19 protein-coding genes, 2 riboswitches and 1 other annotated feature are annotated in these 22,443 nt (G+C 39.5%); of the genes, 7 read left to right on the forward strand and 12 right to left on the reverse strand.

Annotated features, from left to right (window positions below; genetic code table 11):
- Nucleotides 1–225: 225 nt before the first annotated feature.
- Nucleotides 226–348, reverse strand: a riboswitch (molybdenum cofactor riboswitch).
- Between the two features lie 52 nt (nt 349–400).
- The 8 genes from ACESM9_RS07880 to ACESM9_RS07915 form a co-directional block, all read right to left on the reverse strand.
- Nucleotides 401–1,027, reverse strand: a complete 627-nt coding sequence (locus tag ACESM9_RS07880; protein ID WP_372997012.1) for an RIO1 family regulatory kinase/ATPase — start codon at nt 1,025–1,027, stop codon at nt 401–403.
- A complete protein-coding gene (gene mobB, locus ACESM9_RS07885) occupies nt 1,027–1,527 on the reverse strand; it encodes a molybdopterin-guanine dinucleotide biosynthesis protein B (RefSeq protein WP_372997014.1) in 501 nt (166 codons plus the stop codon). The genes ACESM9_RS07880 and mobB overlap by 1 nt, the downstream gene beginning before the upstream one ends.
- Nucleotides 1,528–1,541: 14 nt before the next feature.
- A complete protein-coding gene (locus ACESM9_RS07890) occupies nt 1,542–2,264 on the reverse strand; it encodes an energy-coupling factor transporter transmembrane component T family protein (RefSeq protein ID WP_372997016.1) in 723 nt (240 codons plus the stop codon).
- Nucleotides 2,261–2,923, reverse strand: coding sequence for an energy-coupling factor ABC transporter ATP-binding protein (locus tag ACESM9_RS07895; RefSeq protein ID WP_372997018.1), 663 nt, complete (start codon nt 2,921–2,923; stop codon nt 2,261–2,263). Before ACESM9_RS07895 ends, ACESM9_RS07890 begins: the two co-directional genes overlap by 4 nt.
- Nucleotides 2,871–3,614 (reverse strand): energy-coupling factor ABC transporter ATP-binding protein, encoded by a 744-nt coding sequence (locus tag ACESM9_RS07900; protein WP_372997020.1) that lies wholly within the window; start codon nt 3,612–3,614, stop codon nt 2,871–2,873. Before ACESM9_RS07900 ends, ACESM9_RS07895 begins: the two co-directional genes overlap by 53 nt.
- The gene (locus ACESM9_RS07905; RefSeq protein WP_372997022.1) at nt 3,611–4,123 is read right to left on the reverse strand and encodes a molybdopterin-dependent oxidoreductase; all 513 of its coding nucleotides are present in this window, start codon (nt 4,121–4,123) and stop codon (nt 3,611–3,613) included. Before ACESM9_RS07905 ends, ACESM9_RS07900 begins: the two co-directional genes overlap by 4 nt.
- The gene (locus tag ACESM9_RS07910) at nt 4,113–4,664 is read right to left on the reverse strand and encodes an ECF transporter S component (RefSeq protein WP_372997024.1); all 552 of its coding nucleotides are present in this window, start codon (nt 4,662–4,664) and stop codon (nt 4,113–4,115) included. Before ACESM9_RS07910 ends, ACESM9_RS07905 begins: the two co-directional genes overlap by 11 nt.
- A gap of 365 nt (nt 4,665–5,029) precedes the next feature.
- The gene (locus ACESM9_RS07915) at nt 5,030–6,001 is read right to left on the reverse strand and encodes an alkaline phosphatase family protein (RefSeq protein WP_372997026.1); all 972 of its coding nucleotides are present in this window, start codon (nt 5,999–6,001) and stop codon (nt 5,030–5,032) included.
- A 54-nt stretch (nt 6,002–6,055) separates the two neighbouring features.
- Nucleotides 6,056–6,175: riboswitch (molybdenum cofactor riboswitch) on the reverse strand.
- Between the two features lie 292 nt (nt 6,176–6,467).
- Nucleotides 6,468–6,682: a binding site (T-box leader), on the forward strand.
- Nucleotides 6,683–6,725: 43 nt separating this feature from the next.
- Here ACESM9_RS07915 and ileS point away from each other — a divergent pair.
- The gene (ileS, locus tag ACESM9_RS07920) at nt 6,726–9,830 is read left to right on the forward strand and encodes an isoleucine--tRNA ligase (RefSeq protein ID WP_372997028.1); all 3,105 of its coding nucleotides are present in this window, start codon (nt 6,726–6,728) and stop codon (nt 9,828–9,830) included.
- Between the two features lie 54 nt (nt 9,831–9,884).
- On the opposite strand, the gene ACESM9_RS07925 is transcribed toward ileS, so the two are convergent.
- Both ACESM9_RS07925 and ACESM9_RS07930 read right to left on the reverse strand, forming a co-directional pair.
- Nucleotides 9,885–10,082, reverse strand: coding sequence for an asparagine synthase (locus ACESM9_RS07925; RefSeq protein ID WP_372997030.1), 198 nt, complete (start codon nt 10,080–10,082; stop codon nt 9,885–9,887).
- 97 nt (nt 10,083–10,179) lie between these two features.
- Nucleotides 10,180–10,845, reverse strand: coding sequence for a TetR/AcrR family transcriptional regulator (locus ACESM9_RS07930; RefSeq protein ID WP_372997032.1), 666 nt, complete (start codon nt 10,843–10,845; stop codon nt 10,180–10,182).
- Between the two features lie 299 nt (nt 10,846–11,144).
- On the opposite strand from ACESM9_RS07930, the gene ACESM9_RS07935 reads away from it, so the two are divergent.
- From ACESM9_RS07935 to ACESM9_RS07950, 4 genes are all read left to right on the forward strand, one after another.
- Nucleotides 11,145–12,470: a glycine/sarcosine/betaine reductase component B subunit gene (locus ACESM9_RS07935; RefSeq protein ID WP_372997034.1), complete on the forward strand. Its 1,326-nt coding sequence runs from the start codon at nt 11,145–11,147 to the stop codon at nt 12,468–12,470.
- A 13-nt stretch (nt 12,471–12,483) separates the two neighbouring features.
- Nucleotides 12,484–13,806 (forward strand): betaine reductase selenoprotein B, encoded by a 1,323-nt coding sequence (gene grdH, locus ACESM9_RS07940; protein ID WP_372997036.1) that lies wholly within the window; start codon nt 12,484–12,486, stop codon nt 13,804–13,806.
- A gap of 20 nt (nt 13,807–13,826) precedes the next feature.
- Nucleotides 13,827–15,299 (forward strand): BCCT family transporter, encoded by a 1,473-nt coding sequence (locus ACESM9_RS07945; protein WP_372997038.1) that lies wholly within the window; start codon nt 13,827–13,829, stop codon nt 15,297–15,299.
- 158 nt (nt 15,300–15,457) lie between these two features.
- Entirely contained in the window at nt 15,458–15,871 is a 414-nt protein-coding gene (locus tag ACESM9_RS07950; RefSeq protein WP_372997040.1) for a DUF3842 family protein, read from the forward strand.
- On the opposite strand, the gene ACESM9_RS07955 is transcribed toward ACESM9_RS07950, so the two are convergent.
- Nucleotides 15,858–16,436, reverse strand: a complete 579-nt coding sequence (locus tag ACESM9_RS07955) for a uridine kinase (RefSeq protein ID WP_372997042.1) — start codon at nt 16,434–16,436, stop codon at nt 15,858–15,860. The genes ACESM9_RS07950 and ACESM9_RS07955 overlap by 14 nt on opposite strands.
- Before the next feature lie 2 nt (nt 16,437–16,438).
- Complete coding sequence (locus tag ACESM9_RS07960) at nt 16,439–16,960, reverse strand: ECF transporter S component (protein WP_372997044.1); 522 nt, start codon at nt 16,958–16,960, stop codon at nt 16,439–16,441.
- Between the two features lie 229 nt (nt 16,961–17,189).
- Here ACESM9_RS07960 and addB point away from each other — a divergent pair, with 229 nt between their 5' ends.
- Together addB and ACESM9_RS07970 are read left to right on the forward strand one after the other, a co-directional pair.
- On the forward strand, nt 17,190–20,642 hold the full coding sequence (gene addB, locus ACESM9_RS07965; protein ID WP_372997046.1) for a helicase-exonuclease AddAB subunit AddB: 3,453 nt from the start codon (nt 17,190–17,192) through the stop codon (nt 20,640–20,642).
- Nucleotides 20,635–22,443: UvrD-helicase domain-containing protein (locus tag ACESM9_RS07970; protein WP_372997048.1), on the forward strand; the 1,809-nt coding region annotated here is incomplete at its 3' end. The genes addB and ACESM9_RS07970, both read left to right, overlap by 8 nt.

The following is a 22,443-nucleotide window of genomic DNA, read 5'->3' on the forward strand; positions in this document are numbered from 1 at the left end:
CCAGGCTTCTCCAAATGCAATGGTTCCTAATGAAGAAAATATAAGTGCTAGAATTACTGCAAAGGATAAGCCTTTTTTGAAGAGAAACTTAATGTGCTTTAAATTATTCATAACCATCCTCCTATAAAATGTATTTCATCAGCTTTTTGTTTTTGATCATCTTCACCTCTCAATAGATTTTTCTGTGAAACAAAAAAACTTCTTTTTGTGCAAAAAGAAGTTAAATTAATGATGCGTTACTCCTTTTCGCACTGGAAGGCACTGCAGTTTCCCGCAATACCCTATCGTTTTATTCCTCATGCAAATCCATGTTTGTTTAGATGAATAAAATCGGAGTATTGTGTATAAAATTTTGGCAATTCTATATATATTATAATGTTTGAAAATTGTCAATGCAATATTATTCAAGTATTTTCACGGCTCTTCGTCTTTTGGCTTCTTCCCTGCTCCATAGAAGATATCTACCCATGCTTTCCAGCTTATTTTCTGAGTATTTTTCATAGCTATTAAGGAAAGCTCTAATCATCATATGCTTCTCCCTTGTAAAGGAGGGTTTGTTGGTAAGAATGAAAAAGCAGATATTAGCCAAGTCTCTTCTGGGTTCTCCATAATCAAGGTCTTCAAAATCTAAACCATAGATGTTACCCTGACTATATATGAAATTTCTCAGGTTTACATCTCCCTTCAGAAGGTTCCCCTTTAAGCCGGCAATCTTGTGGAAGCTGGCCATCCATAAGGCCAGTTTATCAATCCAATCTCCCATATCCAGCATTTCTACCAAGTCATTGACCAGGTATCCATGGATATATTCTGTTATAAGGCAGCGGCTGTCTTTATAGATTACTCTGGGTATGGATATACCATGATCCAAGAGCTTTTTCATGTTTTCGTATTCAGTTTCCAGCAGTTTATGATTATTGGAATCGTATTTTTTCATAACCCCCAACTTATCGCTGCCATCATTATATCTTACCTTATATACCTGATTTCGCTTGCTATGTAATCTTTCAAGAATTTCAATATCCATTATACTGACTCCCAATCCAATGCGACTTCCTCCACCAGATCTGTCAACCTGTTTATATCGGAAACAGCATTGATGACAGGGAGGTTTTTATAACGATTTATTTTATTGCTTATAACTCCGCTTAATACAAAGACACTGGCATCCATCCTCTTTTCCACATCCTCTATGGAAGAAGCACAAAGTATCTTGGGCACATCAAAATCAGTGACACCTTCCAATATTACATAATCCTGGGTATAATACCTCAATATTTCCGGCATTGATAATTTATGCTTGAACAGTATATCTGTCTCGTAAAGTCCTCTGGCAGTGACAAGATCAGCACCTGCTTTCCAATGCCTGTCTGTATTTGAGCCCTCCATATCTATGGCAAACTTCTCATAGTGTATTTCCTTAACTGTGCCGATGGTATAATTTCGCCGCTTCAACTCCTTAATAAGACATTCTACAGTGGTGGTTTTACCTGATTTCGTATATCCATAAACTGATATGATTTTCATCGATTGTGCCTCCCTCAATTAAATGAAAATATTGCTATAGTAGATGCCAATGCGACCAGTATTGTGAAATAATCTGCTACTTTCATCTTTAGCTTACGGTAGCAGGTTCTTGTAGGGTATGCCCTAAAGCCTCTGGATTCCATGGAGAGGGATATATATCTTGCCCTGTTTAGAGCTTTTATAACGGAAGGAGTCAATATATATGTATATAGGGAAAGCTTCTGGCCTAAGGGTATCCTTCTTAAATCAGCTCCTGATAACTGAACTGCTATAATAGAGTCGGTAAATTCCTCTCTGAATAATGGCAGGAACTTAATGGCAAGAAGGACCATAAATCCAATTTCCTGAGGCAGCTTCATGGCTGTCAAGCCGTATACTATGTCCATGGAAGAAGCAGAAGCAATAATCATGGCTGAATAAACTATTATGGACATTCTCAGAATTATAGAAACACCCGCTTCCAAGCCTGCTGTAGTCAAAATCCTTATGCCACCTAAAGCTAATAAGATATCGCCGCTATGTGTAAAAAGGCTTTGAATCAATGTCAATACAATAAAAAAATACCATAGCTTCCTAAGCTTTTTCATCGTGCCTGATATTGATATGGAAAAAAGCTTGCATAAAAGCAATGTCATAAGCAGCATAAGCACAAGAGGTTTTATATCTTTAATTATTATTGCAGCAGAAGAAATAATAAGAACTATAAAGATTCTGGTTCTGGGATCAAGGTTTATCAACAGACATCAACTCCTTTCGGACCCAGGGTAAGGAGTTTATCAACATACCTGTCCAGAAACCTGGCTTCGTGACTTATTATCATATAGCCCTTTCCTTCATTCCTTAATGTGAGGAGACATTTTTCCAGCTGCTTTTTGCGCAATAAATCAAGGCCGGTGGTGGGTTCATCCAATATTAAAAACTTCACATCCCTGGACAATACGGAAGCCAAAGCCAGCCTCTGTTTTTCTCCTCGACTAAGAGTAAGGGGAGATGCATCCTTGTACTTTGCCAGGTCAAATATTTCTAAGTAATAATTAATCTTGTCCTCAATATTTTTCTGGGAGGATTGGCTGCCATAGTTGAAGCTGAAGCTCATCTGTTCCCAAACAGTGGGGCAGAACAACTGCTTGTCCGGGTTTTGAAATACATAGCCCACCTTGCTTCCTATATAGGATAGGGAAATATTCCTTATGTTTGTGCCCTCTAACAGTATTCTTCCATCAGTGGGTCTAAGGATTCCCAGCATCAGCTTTGCCAAGGTGGTTTTACCGCAGCCATTGGGGCCTATAAGTCCAATATGCTGGTTTCCTTCTATGAGAAAATTCAGATTCTCAAACAGATTATTATTGTTGTTGTTGTAAGTAAAAGTCAGTGAGTCTATTGTATAAAAGCTCATGGCTATCATCAACCTCAATTCTATCTTCAATTCTGCCTTTTCTCATGAGCAAAATGGTATCAGCTACCATAAGGTTCTTAATGCTGTGATCTATTATAATGATTGTTTTTCCTGCTTCATTGAGAATTTTAATCACATTTTTTATCAACTCTTTATTTTCTCTGTCCAATTCTGACAGTACTTCGTCCAATATTATTATATCTGGGTCAAGACTGAGAATTGAAGCTATAGCCGCAAGATGCTTTTCTCCTCCGGAAAGGTGAGAGGGATTTTTATATCTCAAATGTCCAATGTTCAGCATACTTATAACTCTGTTAATGATTTTCTCAATATCCTCATAAGGAAGGCAAAGGTTTTCAGGGGCAAAGGCTATTTCAGATTCTACAGTAGGCAAAAAAAGCTGGTTGTCCACATCTTGAAAGACCATCCCGATTTTCTTGGCAAGATTGGGGAGACTTAGTTCCTTTATGTCTGCCCCATCAATCATAATGCTGCCTTCCATTATGCCAGGCATGCTCTTTGGAATGGCCCCGCAAAGGCAAAAAGCTAAAGTGCTTTTACCACAGCCGCTCAAGCCTGCAATGGATGTTATGCTGCCCCTTTCTATATCTAAATCAATGGAATCCAATATAAGGGGATCCCTATTGGTATATCTGAAGGATAAATTTCTTACTTCTATTATAGCCTTCATTCCAGGTTTACCTCAATCACATATTTGCACCAGCGTTGGCTGAAGGAATCGGAAACTGCAATTAGCTGAAATGGACCGCTGCCTCCGTTTTTCATATTTCCCAAAGGCTTTCCGTTTTTCTCAAAGGCCAGGTAAACATTATCTGACAAAACCTCTTGGGCAGCCATAGCAATTACATAGCCGTCCAAGCCTTTTACTGTAACCCTTGTAGCGGATTCTATGGTTGAATCATCTATACCTGCCCTGTTCAGTACATCCTTAAGAAATACTCCTTTATACTTTCTAGAAGCAGGGCCTGAAGTGGAGGTATCTTCTATAGCTTTGAACTCATGATTTTCTATGACAGTGATTTCTTCAAAGCTTAAAGCTGCTGTGTTTTCGCCCCACTTGAAGGTTATGGTGCCCTCTTCGGTTCCAGCATTGTTAATGCTTCTCATATTTATATAACCTAAAGCCAGTGTAACAACTGCCAGTATTGCAATAACCAGTATTAGCTTCTTATTTTTCATATATATCACCCCGCCCGTTTATTGTGATCATTATCTTATATGCTATAAGTCCTCCAAGTCCTCCTGAGAGCGATGCTGCGCTGATGGATAGAAGCAAGGGTATAAGGGGAAGTCTGAAAAAGACCATGGATGATAGGAAAGTTCCCGAAATATTTGCCAATAAACCAAGAATGAAAAAGCCTGAAGGTGTAGTAAAATTTTTCCTTAATATCAAGGCTCCCATATCTACAAAGAGACCCGGTATTGTATATGTTATTAAGCTCACGGCTCCATGATTCCCGTATACTCCTGTAATCATCACCAGTAAAGCCTGAACAAAGCCTATAAGGGTACCGGTGCCTATTTTTCTGGTTATACCTAGTCCCAATACTATCCAAAGCATGTAAAAGCCGCCGGCTGCAGCACCGCCGGGGATGTATAGGGGACCTGTAATTATGTGTACCAGGGGAACTATTATGGGTTTTATCCCAACACCCAAAGCCGCCGCCAGAGATATGACTGCCAGCTCATACATGGAAAATTTTCTAAAAAATTTGCTCATATAGCACCTGCTTCTTTTATGATTTTTCACTATGGTAAACATGCTTAATTCTATATATAAGGATGCTGCTGTACTGGAAATAATCATATGTTCACTTGCACATATGATTATTCCCTAGATACTGTAGCTTTCTTCTATACAGTGAAGTCCAAAAGATATATAATAGAGCATTTTTGTTAACTTTGCTAGTGACTCTTTGCGAAATCTAAATTAGAGAATTCGTACGATATTATATCCTTTTGACTGGCTTTATGGTAACTGCAGTATGTGCATAATTAATTATACTCTTTAGTGTTTTTAGTGAAGTTTTAGTGCCTTTTAGTGGTTTCAAAAAACCTCCGTGTAAATCCGTGGTTATCTCAGTGCTAATCCGTGTTCTTCAAGAACAGAGTCCAAATAGGAATAAACAAATCCGATTCTGAGAAGCTCCCATGGGCGCCTCCCTCACCTTCATCATGCATGCCATGATCTGATGTTATGATCACATCTCCATTAAATCTACCCAGGAGATCTTTTATATAGGAGTCTAAAACCCCAAGCTGGGCCAATGCTTCATCTGAATTTGGACCATATTTATGACCAAAATCATCATAGGAATGGAAGTGTACCAATAACACATCAGGAGGGTTTTTTAGCTCCTCCAGAGCTTTATTGTATATTTCATCATCTATGGTACCGTTATTGTTTTCATCTATATTAAGAATGGTTTCCACCTCATCTATGATGATTTTTATGTTGCCTTCTATAACCTTTGAAGTTTTACCCATCTCCGCTGCTTTATCAAATATGGTGGGAATCTCCAGTGGCTTCTTCTCTCTATTATGTATACCTGTATATTTGGGTGTGGTTCCGGTAACCATAGCTGCAAAGGTTACATCGGTTATGGTGGGATAAACTGTCAAAGCCTTCTCAGCTATGCCTGTTGATTCTAAGCAAGGTATAATACCTAAGTCTATAGCTTTCTTATATAAGTCATAGCCCAAGCCGTCTATATATATTATTAGAACTTTATTATCATTATCAAGAGATTTTAGCGCCATATCTTTTATTGATATAATACTTTGAGTGGGTGGATTTTCAACTATACCAATGGGATTATTAAGTGTTTGACTATCTGTTGTTACCATGGTGCTGCCGAAAATACTTTTTCTTATGCTCTCAATGCTATTTGTATAAATAATATCGCCGTCTTCAGTATACACAGCAAAACCGGATGTTTGGTATTCCTCATTATTGAGGATAGGCAAACCACTGGTATCTGTTGGCATGAAGAATATTATACCGGTAAAAAAGGATAATATAGCTATGAGAGATAAAAATAGAAATTTTTTATTCATAATTATGTTCCTTAATTATCATTTTTGGATAAAATAAAAAGCAGTCTAAAAGGAAACTGCTTCTTGCTGTTTCCTTTCCAAAATGAGGAGGCATAAACATTTCTATTTATACCCTGCCGGTTATGCGCCATATTATATAAACTTAGGCACCATAACTCGGAAACGCTTAATTAGAATGATTCTACATTTGTTTATGATTTCCTTCAAGAAACATAAATTGTTTCATTTTATAGACTAATACATAGTATGGAATAAGAAAGGTTTCCTATTGAAGCATTTATAACGACCAAGGAAACCTTTCTTGAAATCCATTACGGAAAGTTAACACTAAGGTAGATTTATACTTTCCTATGGATTATAAGAAAGGTTTCATATTATATTAATAATTAATATTAGTTAAAGACTAAGTATTGACAAAATGTATTCAGTTGGTGTACAATGTAGCTTAATTGTGAAAAAAGCTATTTGAATGGCCATGAAGAGGACAGTAGCAGGAGATGATGCATTCAGAGAGATAATCGTTTGGTGAAAGATTATTTGCAGAGCTCTTGACGAAGATCACCTTGGAGCCGGATGCTCGAAGCTCAGTAGGGTATTCCGCAGTAATGCGTTAAATTTACCGAGTGACAGCCTGTTTTGGGCTGTAATGAGGGTGGTACCGCGTGTCCAAACGTCCCTATGGTTTTTGCCATAGGGTTTTTCATTTATACAAATATGCAAGGAGATGAGTCTAATGAAATTTAAACCTCTTTCAGAGAAACCGGTAGCAGAGAGAGAAAAACAAATATCCGAGTTTTGGAAAGAAGTAGACATTCTCGACAAAGTGGTTGCAAATAGAAAAGGAGCAAAACCCTTTATATTCTACGAAGGACCTCCAACAGCTAATGGCAGGCCTGGCATACATCATGTAATTGCTAGAACTTTGAAGGACTCTGTATGCCGATATCAAAGCATGAAGGGCCATGAGGTCAAAAGAAAAGCAGGCTGGGATACTCACGGACTGCCTGTTGAAATAGAAGTTGAGAAGGAACTGAAGCTTTCCAGCAAGCAAGAGATTGAGAATTACGGAATAGCAGAGTTCAATGAGAAATGCCGTGAGTCTGTATTCACATATGAAAAACAGTGGAGAGAAATGACTGAGAGAATGGGATACTCCATAGATATGGATAACCCTTATATAACACTGGACAACGACTATATAGAGAGCGAATGGTGGATACTGGACAAATTTTTCAAAGAAGGCCTCATGTATGAAGGCCACAAGATATTGCCCTACTGCAGTCGCTGTGGTACAGGCTTGGCTTCCCACGAAGTAGCTCAAGGTTATAAGGAAGTAAAAACCAATACTGTAATAGTAAAGTTTAAGAGAAAAGATGCGGATGAATACTTCCTGGTATGGACTACCACACCATGGACTCTTCCATCTAACGTGGCATTGACCGTAAATCCTGAAGAAACCTATCTTAAGGTTAAACAGGACGATACAATATATTATGTAGAAAAACATCTTTCCAAGAAGGTTCTGGGAGAAGATTTTGAAGTATTGGAAGAGCTTTCAGGCAAGGATCTAGAATACATGGAATATGAGCAGCTGATGCCCTTTATAGAAGCTGACAAGAAAGCATTTTATGTAACCGTTGCAGATTATGTAACTACAGAAGACGGTACAGGTATAGTTCATACTGCCCCTGCCTTTGGTGAAGATGACTATAATACAGGCAGAAGATATGATCTTCCCGTATTCCAACCTGTTGATGAAACAGGTAAATTCACCACTACACCCTGGGAAGGCCAGTTCGTAATGGATGCGGATTTGGATATAATAAAATGGTTGGCTCAGGAAGGTAAGCTTTTCAAGAAAGAAAAGATGGCCCACAATTATCCCCACTGCTGGAGATGCCAGACACCTCTATTATATTATGCTAAGCCCGGATGGTATATTGAAATGACAAAACTTAGAGACCAGTTGGTAGAAAACAATAGTAAGGTTGAATGGTATCCGGACTTTGTAGGAGAAAAAAGATTTGGCAACTGGCTGGAAAATGTAAATGACTGGGCTTTATCACGAAACAGATACTGGGGAACACCTTTGAATATCTGGAAATGTGAATGTGGCCATATCACTTCCGTTGGTTCCAGGAAAGAGTTAATTGAAAGGGCCATAGAAGAAATAGACGAAAGTATTGAATTGCACAGGCCTTATGTAGACCAAGTTCATCTGAAATGTGATAAATGCGGCGGCACAATGACAAGGGTTCCTGAGGTAATTGATTGTTGGTTCGATAGTGGTTCAATGCCTTTTGCACAGCATCACTATCCCTTTGAAAACAAGGAAAACTTCCATGAGCTTTTCCCTGCAGATTTCATATGCGAGGGTATAGACCAAACCAGAGGTTGGTTCTACTCACTTATGGCCATATCCACCTTTGTAATGGGAACTTCCCCTTACAAGAGGGTATTGGTAAATGATTTGATACTGGATAAGGACGGCCATAAGATGTCAAAATCCAGAGGCAATACAGTTGACCCCTTTGAAATGTTTGACAAATATGGTGCCGATGCATTGAGATGGTATCTCCTTTATGTATCACCTGCCTGGACACCTACCAGATTTGACGAAGATGGTCTTAAGGAAGTCCTCAGCAAATTCTTCGGCACATTGAGAAATGTATACTCCTTCTTTACACTATATGCAAACACAGATAATATAGACCCGAGGGAATTCTTCATAGAGTATAAAGACAGACCTGAATTGGACAAATGGATACTTTCCAAGTACAATAACTTGCTGGCTCAAATCGAATATGAAATGTCTATATATGATTTGACAAAGACAGTAAGGAAGATACAGGACTTTGTCAACGAAGATCTTTCCAACTGGTATATAAGAAGATCAAGAAGGAGATTCTGGGCAACAGAATTAACTGATGATAAAAAGGCAGTTTACAATACAACCTATGAAATACTTGTTGGATTGACCAAGATTATAGCACCTTTCTCACCTTTTATGGCAGAAGAAATGTATAAAGACCTGACAGGCGAATTATCAGTCCATATGGCTGACTATCCAGTAGCGAATAAGGAACTATTGGAACCTCATATAGAGGAAAGAATGGATCTTGTAAGAGATTTGGTAAGCCTGGGCAGAGCTGCAAGAGAAAAGGTAAGAATCAAGGTAAGACAACCAATTGCAGAAGTATTGATAGATGGCAAATATGAAGAATTGATAAAGGATCTTGTACCTTTATTCCAGGAAGAGCTAAATGTAAAAGAAGTAGTATTTGCAAAGCATCTTGATGAATATATGGAATTCAGCCTGAAGCCAAACTTCAAGGTTGCAGGCCCCATATTTGGTCCAAAGATAAAACTATTGGGTAAAGCTTTGGCAGAAGTTGATGGAGCAGAAGCAGTGAAGAAGCTGGAAGCAGGCGAAACTCTCAAGCTTACTGTTGATGGAGAAACCCTTGATGTGGTTAAGGATCATGTTCTCATCACCATAACAGCCAAGGAAGGTTTCACAGTAGGCATGGAGAATAATCTGTTTGTAATACTGGAAACAACCCTTACCCAGGAACTTTTGGATGAAGGCTATGCGAGAGAGTTTATATCCAAGGTTCAGCAGATGAGAAAGAACAATGGCTATGAAATGTTGGATAGAATAAAAATATTCTACGATGGCGATGATGAAATAGCAAACGCAGTCAACATCTATGAAGATTATATAAAGACAGAAACATTGGCAGATGCAATAGAACGGGTCGAGGATGATAGCTTCGAGAAACAGGATCTTAATGGACACAATACAGGAATGAAGCTGGAAAAAGTATAGAATAAAGCTTTATAAAATAATTCATGCGGGGCATACTAGCCCCGCATTTCCAATCTAAGATCTTCCGTTTTGAAAAAGGTCTATGCTGCCGAGAGCGATATGGGCGAGACCTAAACCGATGAGGCCTGCTCCTATTGCTACTCTTGTATCCCTTTTGGTCATACCATGCCTACGCATGTCTCGGACCCTCATTGCGGTACCTGTGGCTGTAACTGCAGTACCAAGTAATGCAGGGATCAATCCTTCACGCATAAAATACCTCCTCAATATGAAGATTTAGATTTGAAAGTAGTTTTTGATATTTTATACGATAATATACTATGATCCATTGAGAACCCTACCTGTTGAATCAAACACAAACTCCAAAGGATATAAAAACTTGCTTTAAATAAAAGAGGGTTTTTTCTTTGGCTTCTTCTGCTGAATAGTTGGTCTGGCCTTTGACAAGTCTTGTAAGCAGACCTTGATATATGAGTATTACCATTTCGTTTAATTTATCTATATCTTCTACTTTTATATAACCTGCATTTATGCATGGTCTGAGCAATGTAAGGTTTCTTTCATATATATCCTGACCAAGAAGCATTGGTTTTATGTCTTCCTCCATGTCCTCTAATTCTTCAGGAAATATTGAATAATAGTCCTTTATAGAATTGTTCAGTTTGGTACTGTGTCTTCCAAAGAATATCTCATAATAAATTTTTGGCATGCTGTAAGAGTGACGACAAAAGCACTCCCATACCTTAAGATACCTTTCTATGGGATTTTTGGCGCTCTTCATATGGCATTTAAGGTCGTAAATATAGTCTTTGAGATAACTTAATGATGCGTAGAAAGTCAGGTGCTCCAAATCATCAAAATAATTATATAGTGTAGCACTATTATAGCCTGCTATGTCTGCCACTTCACGGGCAGATAGAGCTTCTATGCCTCTTTCATCTATTATCTGCTTGGCGGCATCAATAAAATATCCCATCATTCTTCTTTTCTGTAAAGTTTTTTTATCAACGCTCATTATTAATACCTCATTCATTAACTAGAATTCAATAATAATTATAGCATGGGAATTACATATTGAGAAATATAATAATCTCTATAGTTCAGAGGAAGACATAAATTACATTAATAAAAATTGATATAACTAATTGTAATAGAGTCTTTTTTATTGATTTATAGAAGAAACAAGTGAAGCTATTATAAATACGTTTAATAAATAAACATGTTTACATTACAAACTGTTTTGTGTTACAATTAAAATGTTACAAAAATAACATACTTATGCTATTAAAAAATGGCATTGAGAGGAGTGCAAAAATGAGACTGGAAATTGGAAATTTCTATGTAAAGGACATCGTGTTTGGTGCTAAAACAGAATTCAAGGATGGTCTTTTGACTATCAATAAAGAAGAAGCCCTGGGCGTTGTTTTTGAAGATGAACATATTACAGAAGCGGATCTTCATATTGTTAAACCCGGAGATATGGTTCGTCTGGTTCCTGTCAAGGAAGCTATTGAAGCGAGATGCCGTGTAGGTGGAGGTCCGGTGTTCCCAGGAGTGACTGGAGAGCTTATGCAGGCCGGAGATGGCAAGATTCATGCTCTTAAGGATTCAAGCATACTCGTAGTTGGAAGGCACTGGGGTGGTTTCCAGGATGGACTTATCGATATGGGCGGCGAAGGAGCAAAATATACTTATTTTTCACAGCTGAAAAATCTGGTTCTAGTTGCAGATACCGATGAGGACTTCGAAAAAAGAGAACAACAGAAGAAAAATCATGCCTTAAGATGGGCAGGTATGAGACTTGCTGAATACGTAGGCAAATGTGTCGAGAATCTTGAACCGGAAGAAACAGAAGTTTATGAACTGGAACCTGTAACAAAGAGATCAGCAGAAGTAAATGCACTTCCAAGCGTAGTTCTTGTACTTCAGCCTCAATCACAGATGGAGGAATTAGGATATAACGATCTGGCTTATGGCTGGGATTGCAATAGGATGCTTCCAACCTTCATGCATCCCAATGAAGTGTTAGATGGGGCTATGATATCAGGTTCATTTATGCCTTGCTCTTCAAAATGGTCAACTTACGATTTTCAAAACTTCCCTATGATAAAAAGACTATATCAAGAGCATGGGAAGACCATTAACTTCCTGGGAGTTATAATGTCAAACCTGAATGTTGCCCTTGAACAGAAGCAAAGAGCCGCTCTTTTTGTGGCACAGATGGCAAAATCTTTAGGCGCTGACTCGGCTATTGTAGCTGAAGAGGGTTATGGAAATCCTGATGCTGATTTTATAGCATGTATAGTTGCTTTAGAAGATGCAGGAGTCAAGACTATAGGTCTCACTAATGAATGTACAGGAAGAGATGGCGCTTCACAGCCCTTGGTTGCTTTGGATGAAAAAGCAAATGCCATAGTATCCTGTGGAAATGTTTCTGAACTGATTGAACTTCCTCCTATGGAAACAGTAATAGGAGAGCTTGAATCCCTAGCTAGAGACGGTCTGTCCGGCGGATGGAGTAATGATGCAATACTAGGCCCATCTGTCAGGGAAGACGGCTCAATTATAATGGAAAACAATGCCATGTTCTGCGGCGATATGGTTGTAGGCTGGTCAACGAAGACCATGAAAGAGTTTTAGGGAGGTGCAATAAATGAAAAAAGCTATTTTATATATAAATCAATTTTTTGGGCAAATAGGCGGAGAAGAAATGGCCGATCATGCTCCTGAGATAAGAGAAGGTTTGGTAGGACCGGCTATGGAGCTTCAAAAACAGCTTGGTGATGAGTATCAAGTTACACATACAATCATATGTGGTGATAACTTCATGGGCTCAAGACAGGAAGAGGCTATAAAAACAATATTGGGTTTTCTTGAAGGAAAAGAATTTGATATATTCTTTGCAGGACCTGCATTCAGAGCCGGAAGATACGGAAGTGCCTGCGGAAACATATGCAAAGCTGTAAAAGAGAAATTCAATGTACCGGTAATAACTTCAATGAATGAAGAAAACCCCGGTGTTGAAATGTTCAAAAAAGATATGTACATTTTTAAAGGCGGAGCAAGTGCAGCCTCCATGAGAAAAGATGTAGCCGCAATGGCTAAATTTGCTATAAAGCTTATGAATGGAGAGGAGCTTCTTTCAGCTGAAGAGGAAGGCTATTTCGGAAGAGGCATAAGGAAGCAGGTATATCTTAACCCTCCTGTAAATGCAGCAGACAGGGTAATCAATATGCTTCTTAAAAAGATAAGGGGAGAAAAGTTCCAAAGTGAGCTTCCGATACCTCCATCAGATTTGGTTCCTATAGCGCCGGCTATTTCACCGGATGAATTAAGCAAGATAAAGGTTGCCATGGTAACCTCCGGAGGTATTGTGCCCGTTGGAAATCCAGACAGGATTCAATCTGCATCAGCTACTAAATGGGGCAAATACGATATTTCAGAGCTTGACGATTTGGTAGAAGGTGAATACATGACAATTCATGCCGGCTTTGATCCTGCTGCAGCCAATGCTGACCCAGATGTTATAGTTCCTTTGGATGCTCTTAGAGCTTATGAAAAGGAAGGAAAGATAGGAGGAGTATACAAGTACTTCTACGCTACAGTTGGTACCGGTACCACACAGGCAGAGGCAGCAAGAATGGGAAGAGAGATAGCTGCAGAGCTTGTAGCTGATGGTGTCAAGGCAGTTATACTCACCTCCACCTGAGGTACTTGTACACGTTGCGGTGCAACGATGACAAAAGAAATTGAAAAGGCAGGTATAACCATAGTGCAAATGGCTAATCTAATACCTGTTGCAAAGACTGTGGGTTCAAATAGAATGGTACCTACAATATCAATACCATATCCTCTTGGTGATCCAAGCTCACCGAAGGAAGTTCAATTCAAGCTTCGTTATCACAGAGTAGGTGTTGCCTTAGATGCTCTCACAACAGATATAAAAGAACAAACTGTGTTCAAAGTTAAAATATAATGAATTGAGAGGATTACCATATGAAGGAAGTTAAAAAAGACAATACGGTATATATTATTTCCTTGATAGTGGTATTTGCCATTGTTGGCTGGGGACTTATAGCTCCAGCCAACTTTGGAAATGCTGCAAATGCTTTATTTAACTATTTAGTGGATAATTTCAGTTGGTTCTATCTCATATCCATGTTCCTATTCGTAGTATTTTGCATTATAATAGGCTTTTCAAAGTATGGAAATATAAAGCTGGGATCGGATGATTCAAAGCCTGAATTCAGTACAGTTTCCTGGTTTGGAATGCTCTTCGGATCTGGAATGGGTATAGGACTTGTGTTTTGGGGAGTAGCTGAACCATTGAATCATTATCTTAGCCCCTTGGGCTTAGAAGGTGCTACAGTAGAAGCAGCCAACTTTGCCATGAAGCAGTCATTTTTCCACTGGGGTATCCATCCGTGGGCAAACTATGCGGTTATAGGTATGGCACTTGCATATTTCCAATTTAGAAAAAATGCACCTGGTCTCATAAGCAGCATCTTCCTGCCACTTATTGGTGAAAAGGGTGTTAGAGGACCTATAGGTAAAACTATTGATATACTTGCAATATTTGCCACAGTAGCAGGTGTTGCTACATCCCTTGGTATTGGAACACTTCAGATAAACAGCGGACTTAACTTCATGTTTGGATTGCCTGCCACAACAATTGTACAACTTACAATAATCGCTGTTATAACAGTTATATATATATGGACTGCTGTCAGTGGAATAGATAAAGGTATAAAAATGTTGTCTGATTTAAATCTGGTTTTGGCATTTGCAATATTGGCATTATCCATAATCGTTGGACCTAAGGTTGCCATGTTGAATTCTCTGACAAACGGGATTGGTAACTATTTTGATAAATTTATTTATGATAGCTTTCATATTGAAGCCTTTGGTGACAACAAATGGATTGGTAAATGGACCATATTCTATTGGGCTTGGTGGATAGCATGGGCGCCATTTGTAGGCACATTCATCGCAAGAATATCAAAAGGAAGAACTATAAAGGAGTTTGTTCTAGGCGTTATACTAGCTCCAACTCTTGCCTCTTTTATTTGGTTTGCAGTATTCGGAACACTAGGCATAAATCTTGGATCAGATGTGGCAGCAGAAGCTATAAAGGTTACGGAAACAGCATTCTTCATAGTCACGAACAAATATCCCTTGGGATTTATAATATCGGTTATTGCAGTATTCCTGTTGGGTACTTTCTTCATAACATCAGCAAACTCAGCAACCTTTGTATTGGGAATGATGTCACAGCAGGGAGATTTAAATCCGACAAACTCAAAGAAAATACTCTGGGGTGTGGTACAGGCTTTGCTTGCATTTGCATTGTTACTAGGAGGAGGTTTGGAGGCACTTCAGACTGCATCCATTGCGGCAGCCTTCCCCTTTGCCATAGTCATGATATTCGCATGTGTAGCATTAGTGAAGGCCTTGAGACAAGAGAAATAACCAGATAGAACCGGCGATTGCCGGTTTTGTCTTTTTGTGTTACAACTATGATTTGGACTAAAGCTGTGTTAAAATTTAGGTAAATAAATCTTCTATGGAGATAATATTGATGCTCAGAATAACATGAAAGGAAAAAACGTAAGAAAGGAGCATGACTAATGAAGATAGTAATAATTGACGGCCAGGGAGGAAGAATGGGAAAAATGGTAGTGGAACAATTGAAAGAAAAACACCCTTCTCTCCAACTGATAGCCATCGGTACAAACAGCATAGCTACTGCAGCCATGATGAAAGCCGGAGCTGACTATGGAGCTACAGGTGAAAATCCAGTGGTGGTTGCAAGCAAAGATGCGGATATAATCATTGGCCCCATAGGTATTGTTATAGCTGACTCCATGATAGGCGAGGTTACCCCCGCCATTGCCATGGCCATTGGACAGAGCAAAGCTGAAAAGATATTGATCCCTGTAAACAAATGCAACAGCCATGTGGTAGGAGCCCAGAACCTGCCTATGTCAGAATATATAAAGCAGGTGGTGGAAATAACCGATGAGCTTATTAAGAACATGTAATTACTAGATCGCATATTTCAGAGATCCTCATCTTTGAGAAGTACTCATTTTCCAAGGGTATCCATTCGTTAAGAAATCGCTGCAGCATATATTTGCCGCTTCTCTCAAGGATTCGTTGACTCTGGGTTTCTGCATCAATACATAGGAAAATCTTAAGATCATAATAATGCCTTAGAGTGGGGTGCATGGAATATACACCCTCCACTATGTTAAGCCCTTTAGGGGAGACTTTGATGTAGTCTGTCAGTCTCCCTTGGGAACAGTCATATATCTGGTATTTGAATTCTTGGTTTTTCTTTAGTTTATCAAGCACCTCATGCTTGAATCGCTCATAATCTACATTTCCCCCAACTTCCTGAATTCTTTTCACCGTTTTCTGCTCAGGACGTAGAAAAAAATCATCCATATGAAAAACATTGCAATCATAAATTTTACTCAAATCATGAGCCAAAGTGCTTTTACCGCTCCCACTATTGCCGTCTATTGCTATCGTTATTTCCTTGCCTTCAGCCAGTAAATTGTCAATTCTATTAAGAATATCAGTACAGAATTGATGTTGGATCATGGTTATGCCACTTTCTTTAGCAGATTGCTTTTCTCAAGAATTAAGTATATTGCAGGAATAAGTATAAGTTGCAGGATGATCCCGGGGAGAGCTGTTACAAAGGCGCCGGCTATAAATGCAGAAAAGGCATAAGATTTCCCTGCAAGACCCATGAGTATTACATTTGAAATACCCAATACAACTCTGCCTCCAAGCATGGCTCCTACAAGGGCAGCTATTACATTCATTCTTTCTGACAATATTCCAATGATAGCACCGTAAGCAGCCAACTCAAGAGCCATGGCGATGCCGACAGGATAAAGAGGTGGCATACCTGTCAGGAAACTGGATATTATAGGAACTATAATTCCTGTAATCATTCCATATCTCCAACCGCATACAAGTCCGCATAACAAGACGGGGATATGCATAGGTAGAAACATGGTGCCTGATAAAGAAAAAGCATGGAAGGCTATAGGGAGCCCAACTCCTATGGCGGTAAAAAGTCCAGAAAGAACTAGCTTTAATGTTGATGATTTCTTCATTATATTCCCTCCAAAAATAAAAAATACCACAAAACAAATGCTTCCTTTGAGAAAGCATATGCCTTCGTGGCATAATTATAATACTTTAAAATAATGCAAAATCCAGATGTTAACTTCAGTTAACGTTAATATTAGTATAGCACGAGGTCCTAAAATGTCAAGTAAATAGATGTCAACATTCGGACAGTCTATATGATATAATTTATAAAAAGACTAGGTTGGTGATTGTATGAGCCTGAGGATAATTTATGGCAGAGCCGGTTCCGGCAAAAGCCGGTTTTGTATAGAAGATATAAGGAGAGCTAAAGCTCAATATCCTGATAAGACATTGATACTCATGGTGCCTGAGCAGTTTACTCTTGAGGCAGAAAGAAACCTGGTGAAGGCATTAGGGGCATCAGGTATCGGAGAAGCAGAAGTGATGAGCTTCAAAGGTCTTGCCCGCAGGGTTCTTGACGAGGTAGGAGGAGCCGCCAGACAGCATGTTAATTCAGCAGGCAAGGCTATGATCATATACAGTATACTGGAGAAAGAAAAAAGCAGCTTTAGAGCCTTTGGCAGAGCAGCAGGTCAGAGAGGTTTTGTAGACAGGCTTTCAGGTATGCTAAGTGAGTTCAAAAGATACAATGTAAGTCCGGACTTGCTTGATGATACAAAGGAACAGGTAGAGGATAGATTTCTTAAAGATAAGCTGGAGGATTTGAGCCTCATATATAAGAAATATGAAGAAATGGTTCATAGCAGATACATAGATATTGATGACGATCTTACCATACTGGCTAAACGAATAGACAGAAGTAAAAAGCTGATAAATGCAGAAATATGGATTGACGAATTTTCAGGCTTCACACCTCAGGAATATGAGGTAATAAAAAAGCTTTTGAAGCTGTGCAGCCGTGTCAATATATGCCTATGCACAGATTGCCTCATAGATAGGGAAAAGATACAGGATGTGGATGTGTTCTCTCCTACTAAATATACATGCAGCCGCTTGATGGAACTGGCTCAGGAACTGGGAGCTGGGATAGATAAGCCTTTAAGGATGGAAGGAGAAGTTCCAGTAAGATTTTCCCGAAATTGGGCAATAGCCCATCTGGAGAAATATTTCTTTTCTTATCCTTATACAATCTATAAGGATGAAACCAGGAGTCTTGGTATAATGTGTGCTGCAAATCCATACAGTGAAGTGGAAGCAGTGGCGCGTGAAATAATACATCTTTGCAGAGACAGGGGACTGAGATACAAGGACATGGCGGTGGTTACCAAGGATTTGGACAGCTATGAAAAATTGGTGAGAATCATATTTACCCAGTATGATATACCCTTTTTCATAGACAAGAAGAGGGCAGTGGCAGATCATCCCTTGGCTATGCTGGTGTTGTCTGCTATTGGAATTATACAGAAGAATTTTACATATGAGAGTGTATTCAGATATTTGAAGACAGGACTTGCAGGTGTAGACAGAGCAGATGTGGATTTATTGGAGAATTATGTGCTGGCTAATGGAATCAGGGGAAGCCAGTGGTATAGTCAGCAGCAATGGGAATACAGACTTAACCATTCCTTCGGTGAAGAAGAACCTACAGTGGAAGAAAGAGAAGTAATAGATAGGGTTAATACTGTGAGACAGAATATAATAAATCCTCTTATAAAGCTAAAAGGAGGATTCAAGGAAGCTAAGTCAGCCAGGGAAATGTGTCTATGCCTCTATGAATTCCTATGTGAAATAGGCATACCCGAACGAATAGAAGAGCTGATATTGATATACACCCAGAGAGGAGAACTTGAAATCGCAGAAGAGTACAAGCAGATATGGGATGTAATAATTCAGGTGTTGGATCAGGTTGTTGAGATAAGCGGCGATGAAAAGATGGACTTGGAACATTTTTTCAGCCTTTTGAATATAGGTTTTGCCCAATATGATATGGGAATAATACCTCATTCATCGGATCAACTGCTGGTGGGAAGCGTGGATAGGTGGAGAAGTCATGAAATTCATTCCCTTTTTATCCTGGGGGTAAATGACGGAGTATTTCCGGCAGCGGCTAAAGATGAGGGGATGCTTTCTGACAGGGATAGGGAGCTATTAAAATCCCTGGGATTGGAACTGGCTTTAGACACAAAGACAAAGGCCTTTCAGGAGCAATATCTTCTTTACACCACCCTGACCAAAGCCGGAAAATATGTAAGGCTCAGCTATCCAGTGGCAGATCATGAAGGCAAAGCTTTGAGGCCTTCCTATGTAATAAATAAGTTGAAGAAGCTTTTCCCCAAAATGGTGGTTGGAAGCACAGTTCTAGGAGAAGGAGAAGCCGCAGAACTTATAGGGCCGCCTCTCCCATCCTTTAACTATCTTGTAGGCTTCCTGAGGAGCCTCATGAATGATGACATGAATGCAGAAATATGGAAGGAAGTTTATCTGTGGTTTTTGAACAATGATCAATGGAAGGATAAGCTAAAGAATGTAGCTCAAGGCCTATACTATAGCAATGAAGAGAAACCTCTCGGAAGGGAAAAAGTAAACAAGCTTTATGGAAATGTTCATTATTCCAGCGTATCTCGTCTGGAGAGATTTGCTTCCTGTCCTTTCTCCTTTTATGTCCAATATGGATTGAAGGCTAAGGAGAGAAAGGTAATGAAATTGGAAGCACCTGATATAGGTAGTTTCCTACATCTAGTCATAAGCAGATTTTCAGAGGAATTGGAAGCTGAGGGAATGAAGTGGCAAGATGTGGATGAGGCTTGGTGTCAGGCTCAGATATCAAAAATTGTGGATGAAATAATAGAGTCTTCTCAGGAATTGCCTTTCAAAAGGTCAAAGAGGTATGGCTATCTGAAGGATAGGCTCAAGAGAGTGGTAGCCCGGTCCATTTGGTTAATTGCGGAACATGTGAAAAGAAGCGGCTTCCAGCCTATAGCCTATGAAATGGCCTTTGGACAGGATGACGGTCTTCCTGCCATCACTTTGGATCTTCCTGGAGGGCAGCAGGTTATTCTTACTGGGAGAATCGACAGGATAGACATATTGGAAACGGATAAAGGCAGCTATGTGAGGGTAATAGACTATAAGTCCGGTTCCAAGGATTTTAAGCTTTCTGATGTATATAACGGAATAGAGCTCCAGCTCATAACGTATCTAAGCACCATATGGGAAAAGGGGCTTAAGGGTCAGAAAGAGCCCTTTATGCCTGCGGGCATACTTTACTTTAAATTAGATGACCCTATTTTAAGAATGGATGGAAATAATTCCGATGAAGATGTGGAAAAGAAGCTGATGAAGGAAATGAAGATGAAGGGATTGATACTGGCGGATAAAGATGTAATAATCCAGATGGACAGGACCATAGAAGGGGACTCTTTAATAATACCAGCTAGCATTAAAAAGGATGGAAGCTTAGGAAGCAGGTCCTCGGCAGCTACCATGGAGCAATTTGAAAAACTGAAGAGTCATGTGAAACAGACTTTGATTAAACTGTCGGCGGAGATGTTCTCCGGCAATATATCCATATCACCCTATAAGAGGAAGAAATTTATTTCCTGCAAATACTGCCCCTATTCTGCTATCTGCAGATTCGAAGGGGAAACCAATAAGTTTAGGGTTATAGGAGACATGAAGGACGAGGATGTATGGAGGCTCTTAGGAAGGGAGCAATCTGACAAGGGAGGTGAGGATGTTGGCTAATTGGACTAAGGAACAGTTGTCTGCTATAGAAACATCAGGCTGTGATTTGCTGGTGGCAGCGGCTGCAGGAGCAGGTAAGACTGCCGTGTTGGTTGAGAGAATAATAAGAAAAATAATAGATGAGTCAAACCCAATAGATATAGACAACATGCTAATAGTGACTTTTACCAATGCAGCAGCTTCGGAGATGAGAGAGAGGATAGGAGAAGCCTTGGGAAAGGAATTGGAGAAAAAGCCTGAGTCCCAGAAGCTTCAAAGGCAGATGCTCCTTTTGAATAAGGCCAGCATTACTACTATCCATTCTTTCTGTATGGATGTAGTTAAGAATAACTTCCACATGCTTGATTTGGATCCTAATTTCCGAATAGCCGATGAGACAGAAAGTGTCCTTCTTAAGATGGAAACCATGGAAGAACTGTTTGAGCAAAAATATGAAGAGGAAGATGAGGATTTTATATACCTTTTGGACCGTTACGGTGGCAATAAGGATGATAAGAAGCTTCAGGATATGATACTGAATATTTTTGAGTTTGTCCAGAGCAGCCCCTGGCCTCAGGAATGGTTGGATAAAATGTGCAATGCCTATGACACCACAGGGCAGTGGGATTTTCACAAGACACCTTGGGCTACAATAATCATGGAGCATGCCAGAGTAGAGATAGATGGTGCCCTGAATCAGCTGCTGAAGGCAGAAAAGATAGCCTGGGAGAACCAAGGCTATGAGAAATGTGCTGCCCAGCTGTCAGATGACATTAATATGATAAAGCTGCTGAGGGAAGCTGCTGAGGAATCATGGGATAAGCTGTACAAAACCTACAGCACTCTGGAGTTTTCCAGACAGCAGGGGCCTCATAAGACTGCAGACAAAGCCGCCTATGAGACTTTAAAGGAGTTGAGGAAGGAAGCCAAGGATAGGATTAACTCTTTGGGCGATGGATTTTTTAATTGCAGCTCTGAGGATATAAAGGGGGACTTGGAAGCTCTCTATCCTGTTATATCAACCCTTTCCGCCTTGGTCTCTGCCTTTAGCAAGATGTACCTTGACAAGAAGAAAGAAAAAGCTATTATCGATTTCAATGACTTGGAACATTTTTGTCTTAATATATTAACTCAGAGGGATGAAGAGGGGAGAGTCCAGCCGTCGCCGGCAGCCCTGAGCATCAGAGACAGATTTAAGGAGATACTTGTAGATGAATATCAGGACAGCAATCTAGTTCAGGAAGCCATTCTTTCCGTTATATCCAAAAGAGATGAAGATGAACCAAATGTGTTCATGGTAGGGGATGTGAAGCAAAGCATATATAGATTTAGACAAGCTAAGCCGGAGCTTTTTTTGGATAAGTACAAGAGATATTCGGAAAAAGAGGATTCCAAGGAAAGGAAGATAAAGCTTTTTAAGAACTTTAGAAGCAGAAAGGAAGTTCTGGATGGAGTCAATTTTCTTTTCCGACAGCTAATGTCTCCATATATCGGAGAAATAGATTATGACCAGGGGGAATTTCTCAATCCCGGAGCCCTGTACCCGGATGACATGGAGAAAACTTCAGATTGCCATGAAATAGAGCTTCACATAGTAGATTTGAAAAAAGATGAAACTGTTAAGGTAGAACTGGATGAAGAAGAAAACATTCAAGCTGAGGATGTTGAGGATTTAGATTCCATACAGGCAGAAGCCAGGCTCATAGGTCAAAGAATTTTATGCCTTATGGGCATGGGAGGGGAGAATTCTCAGGCTTTCAGAGTATATGACAGAGATTTGGACTGCTACAGAGATATAAAATATAAGGATATAGTAATACTG

The sequence above is a fragment of the Lutispora sp. genome (genome assembly GCF_041687175.1).
In the GTDB taxonomy this organism is placed as follows: domain Bacteria; phylum Bacillota; class Clostridia; order Lutisporales; family Lutisporaceae; genus Lutispora.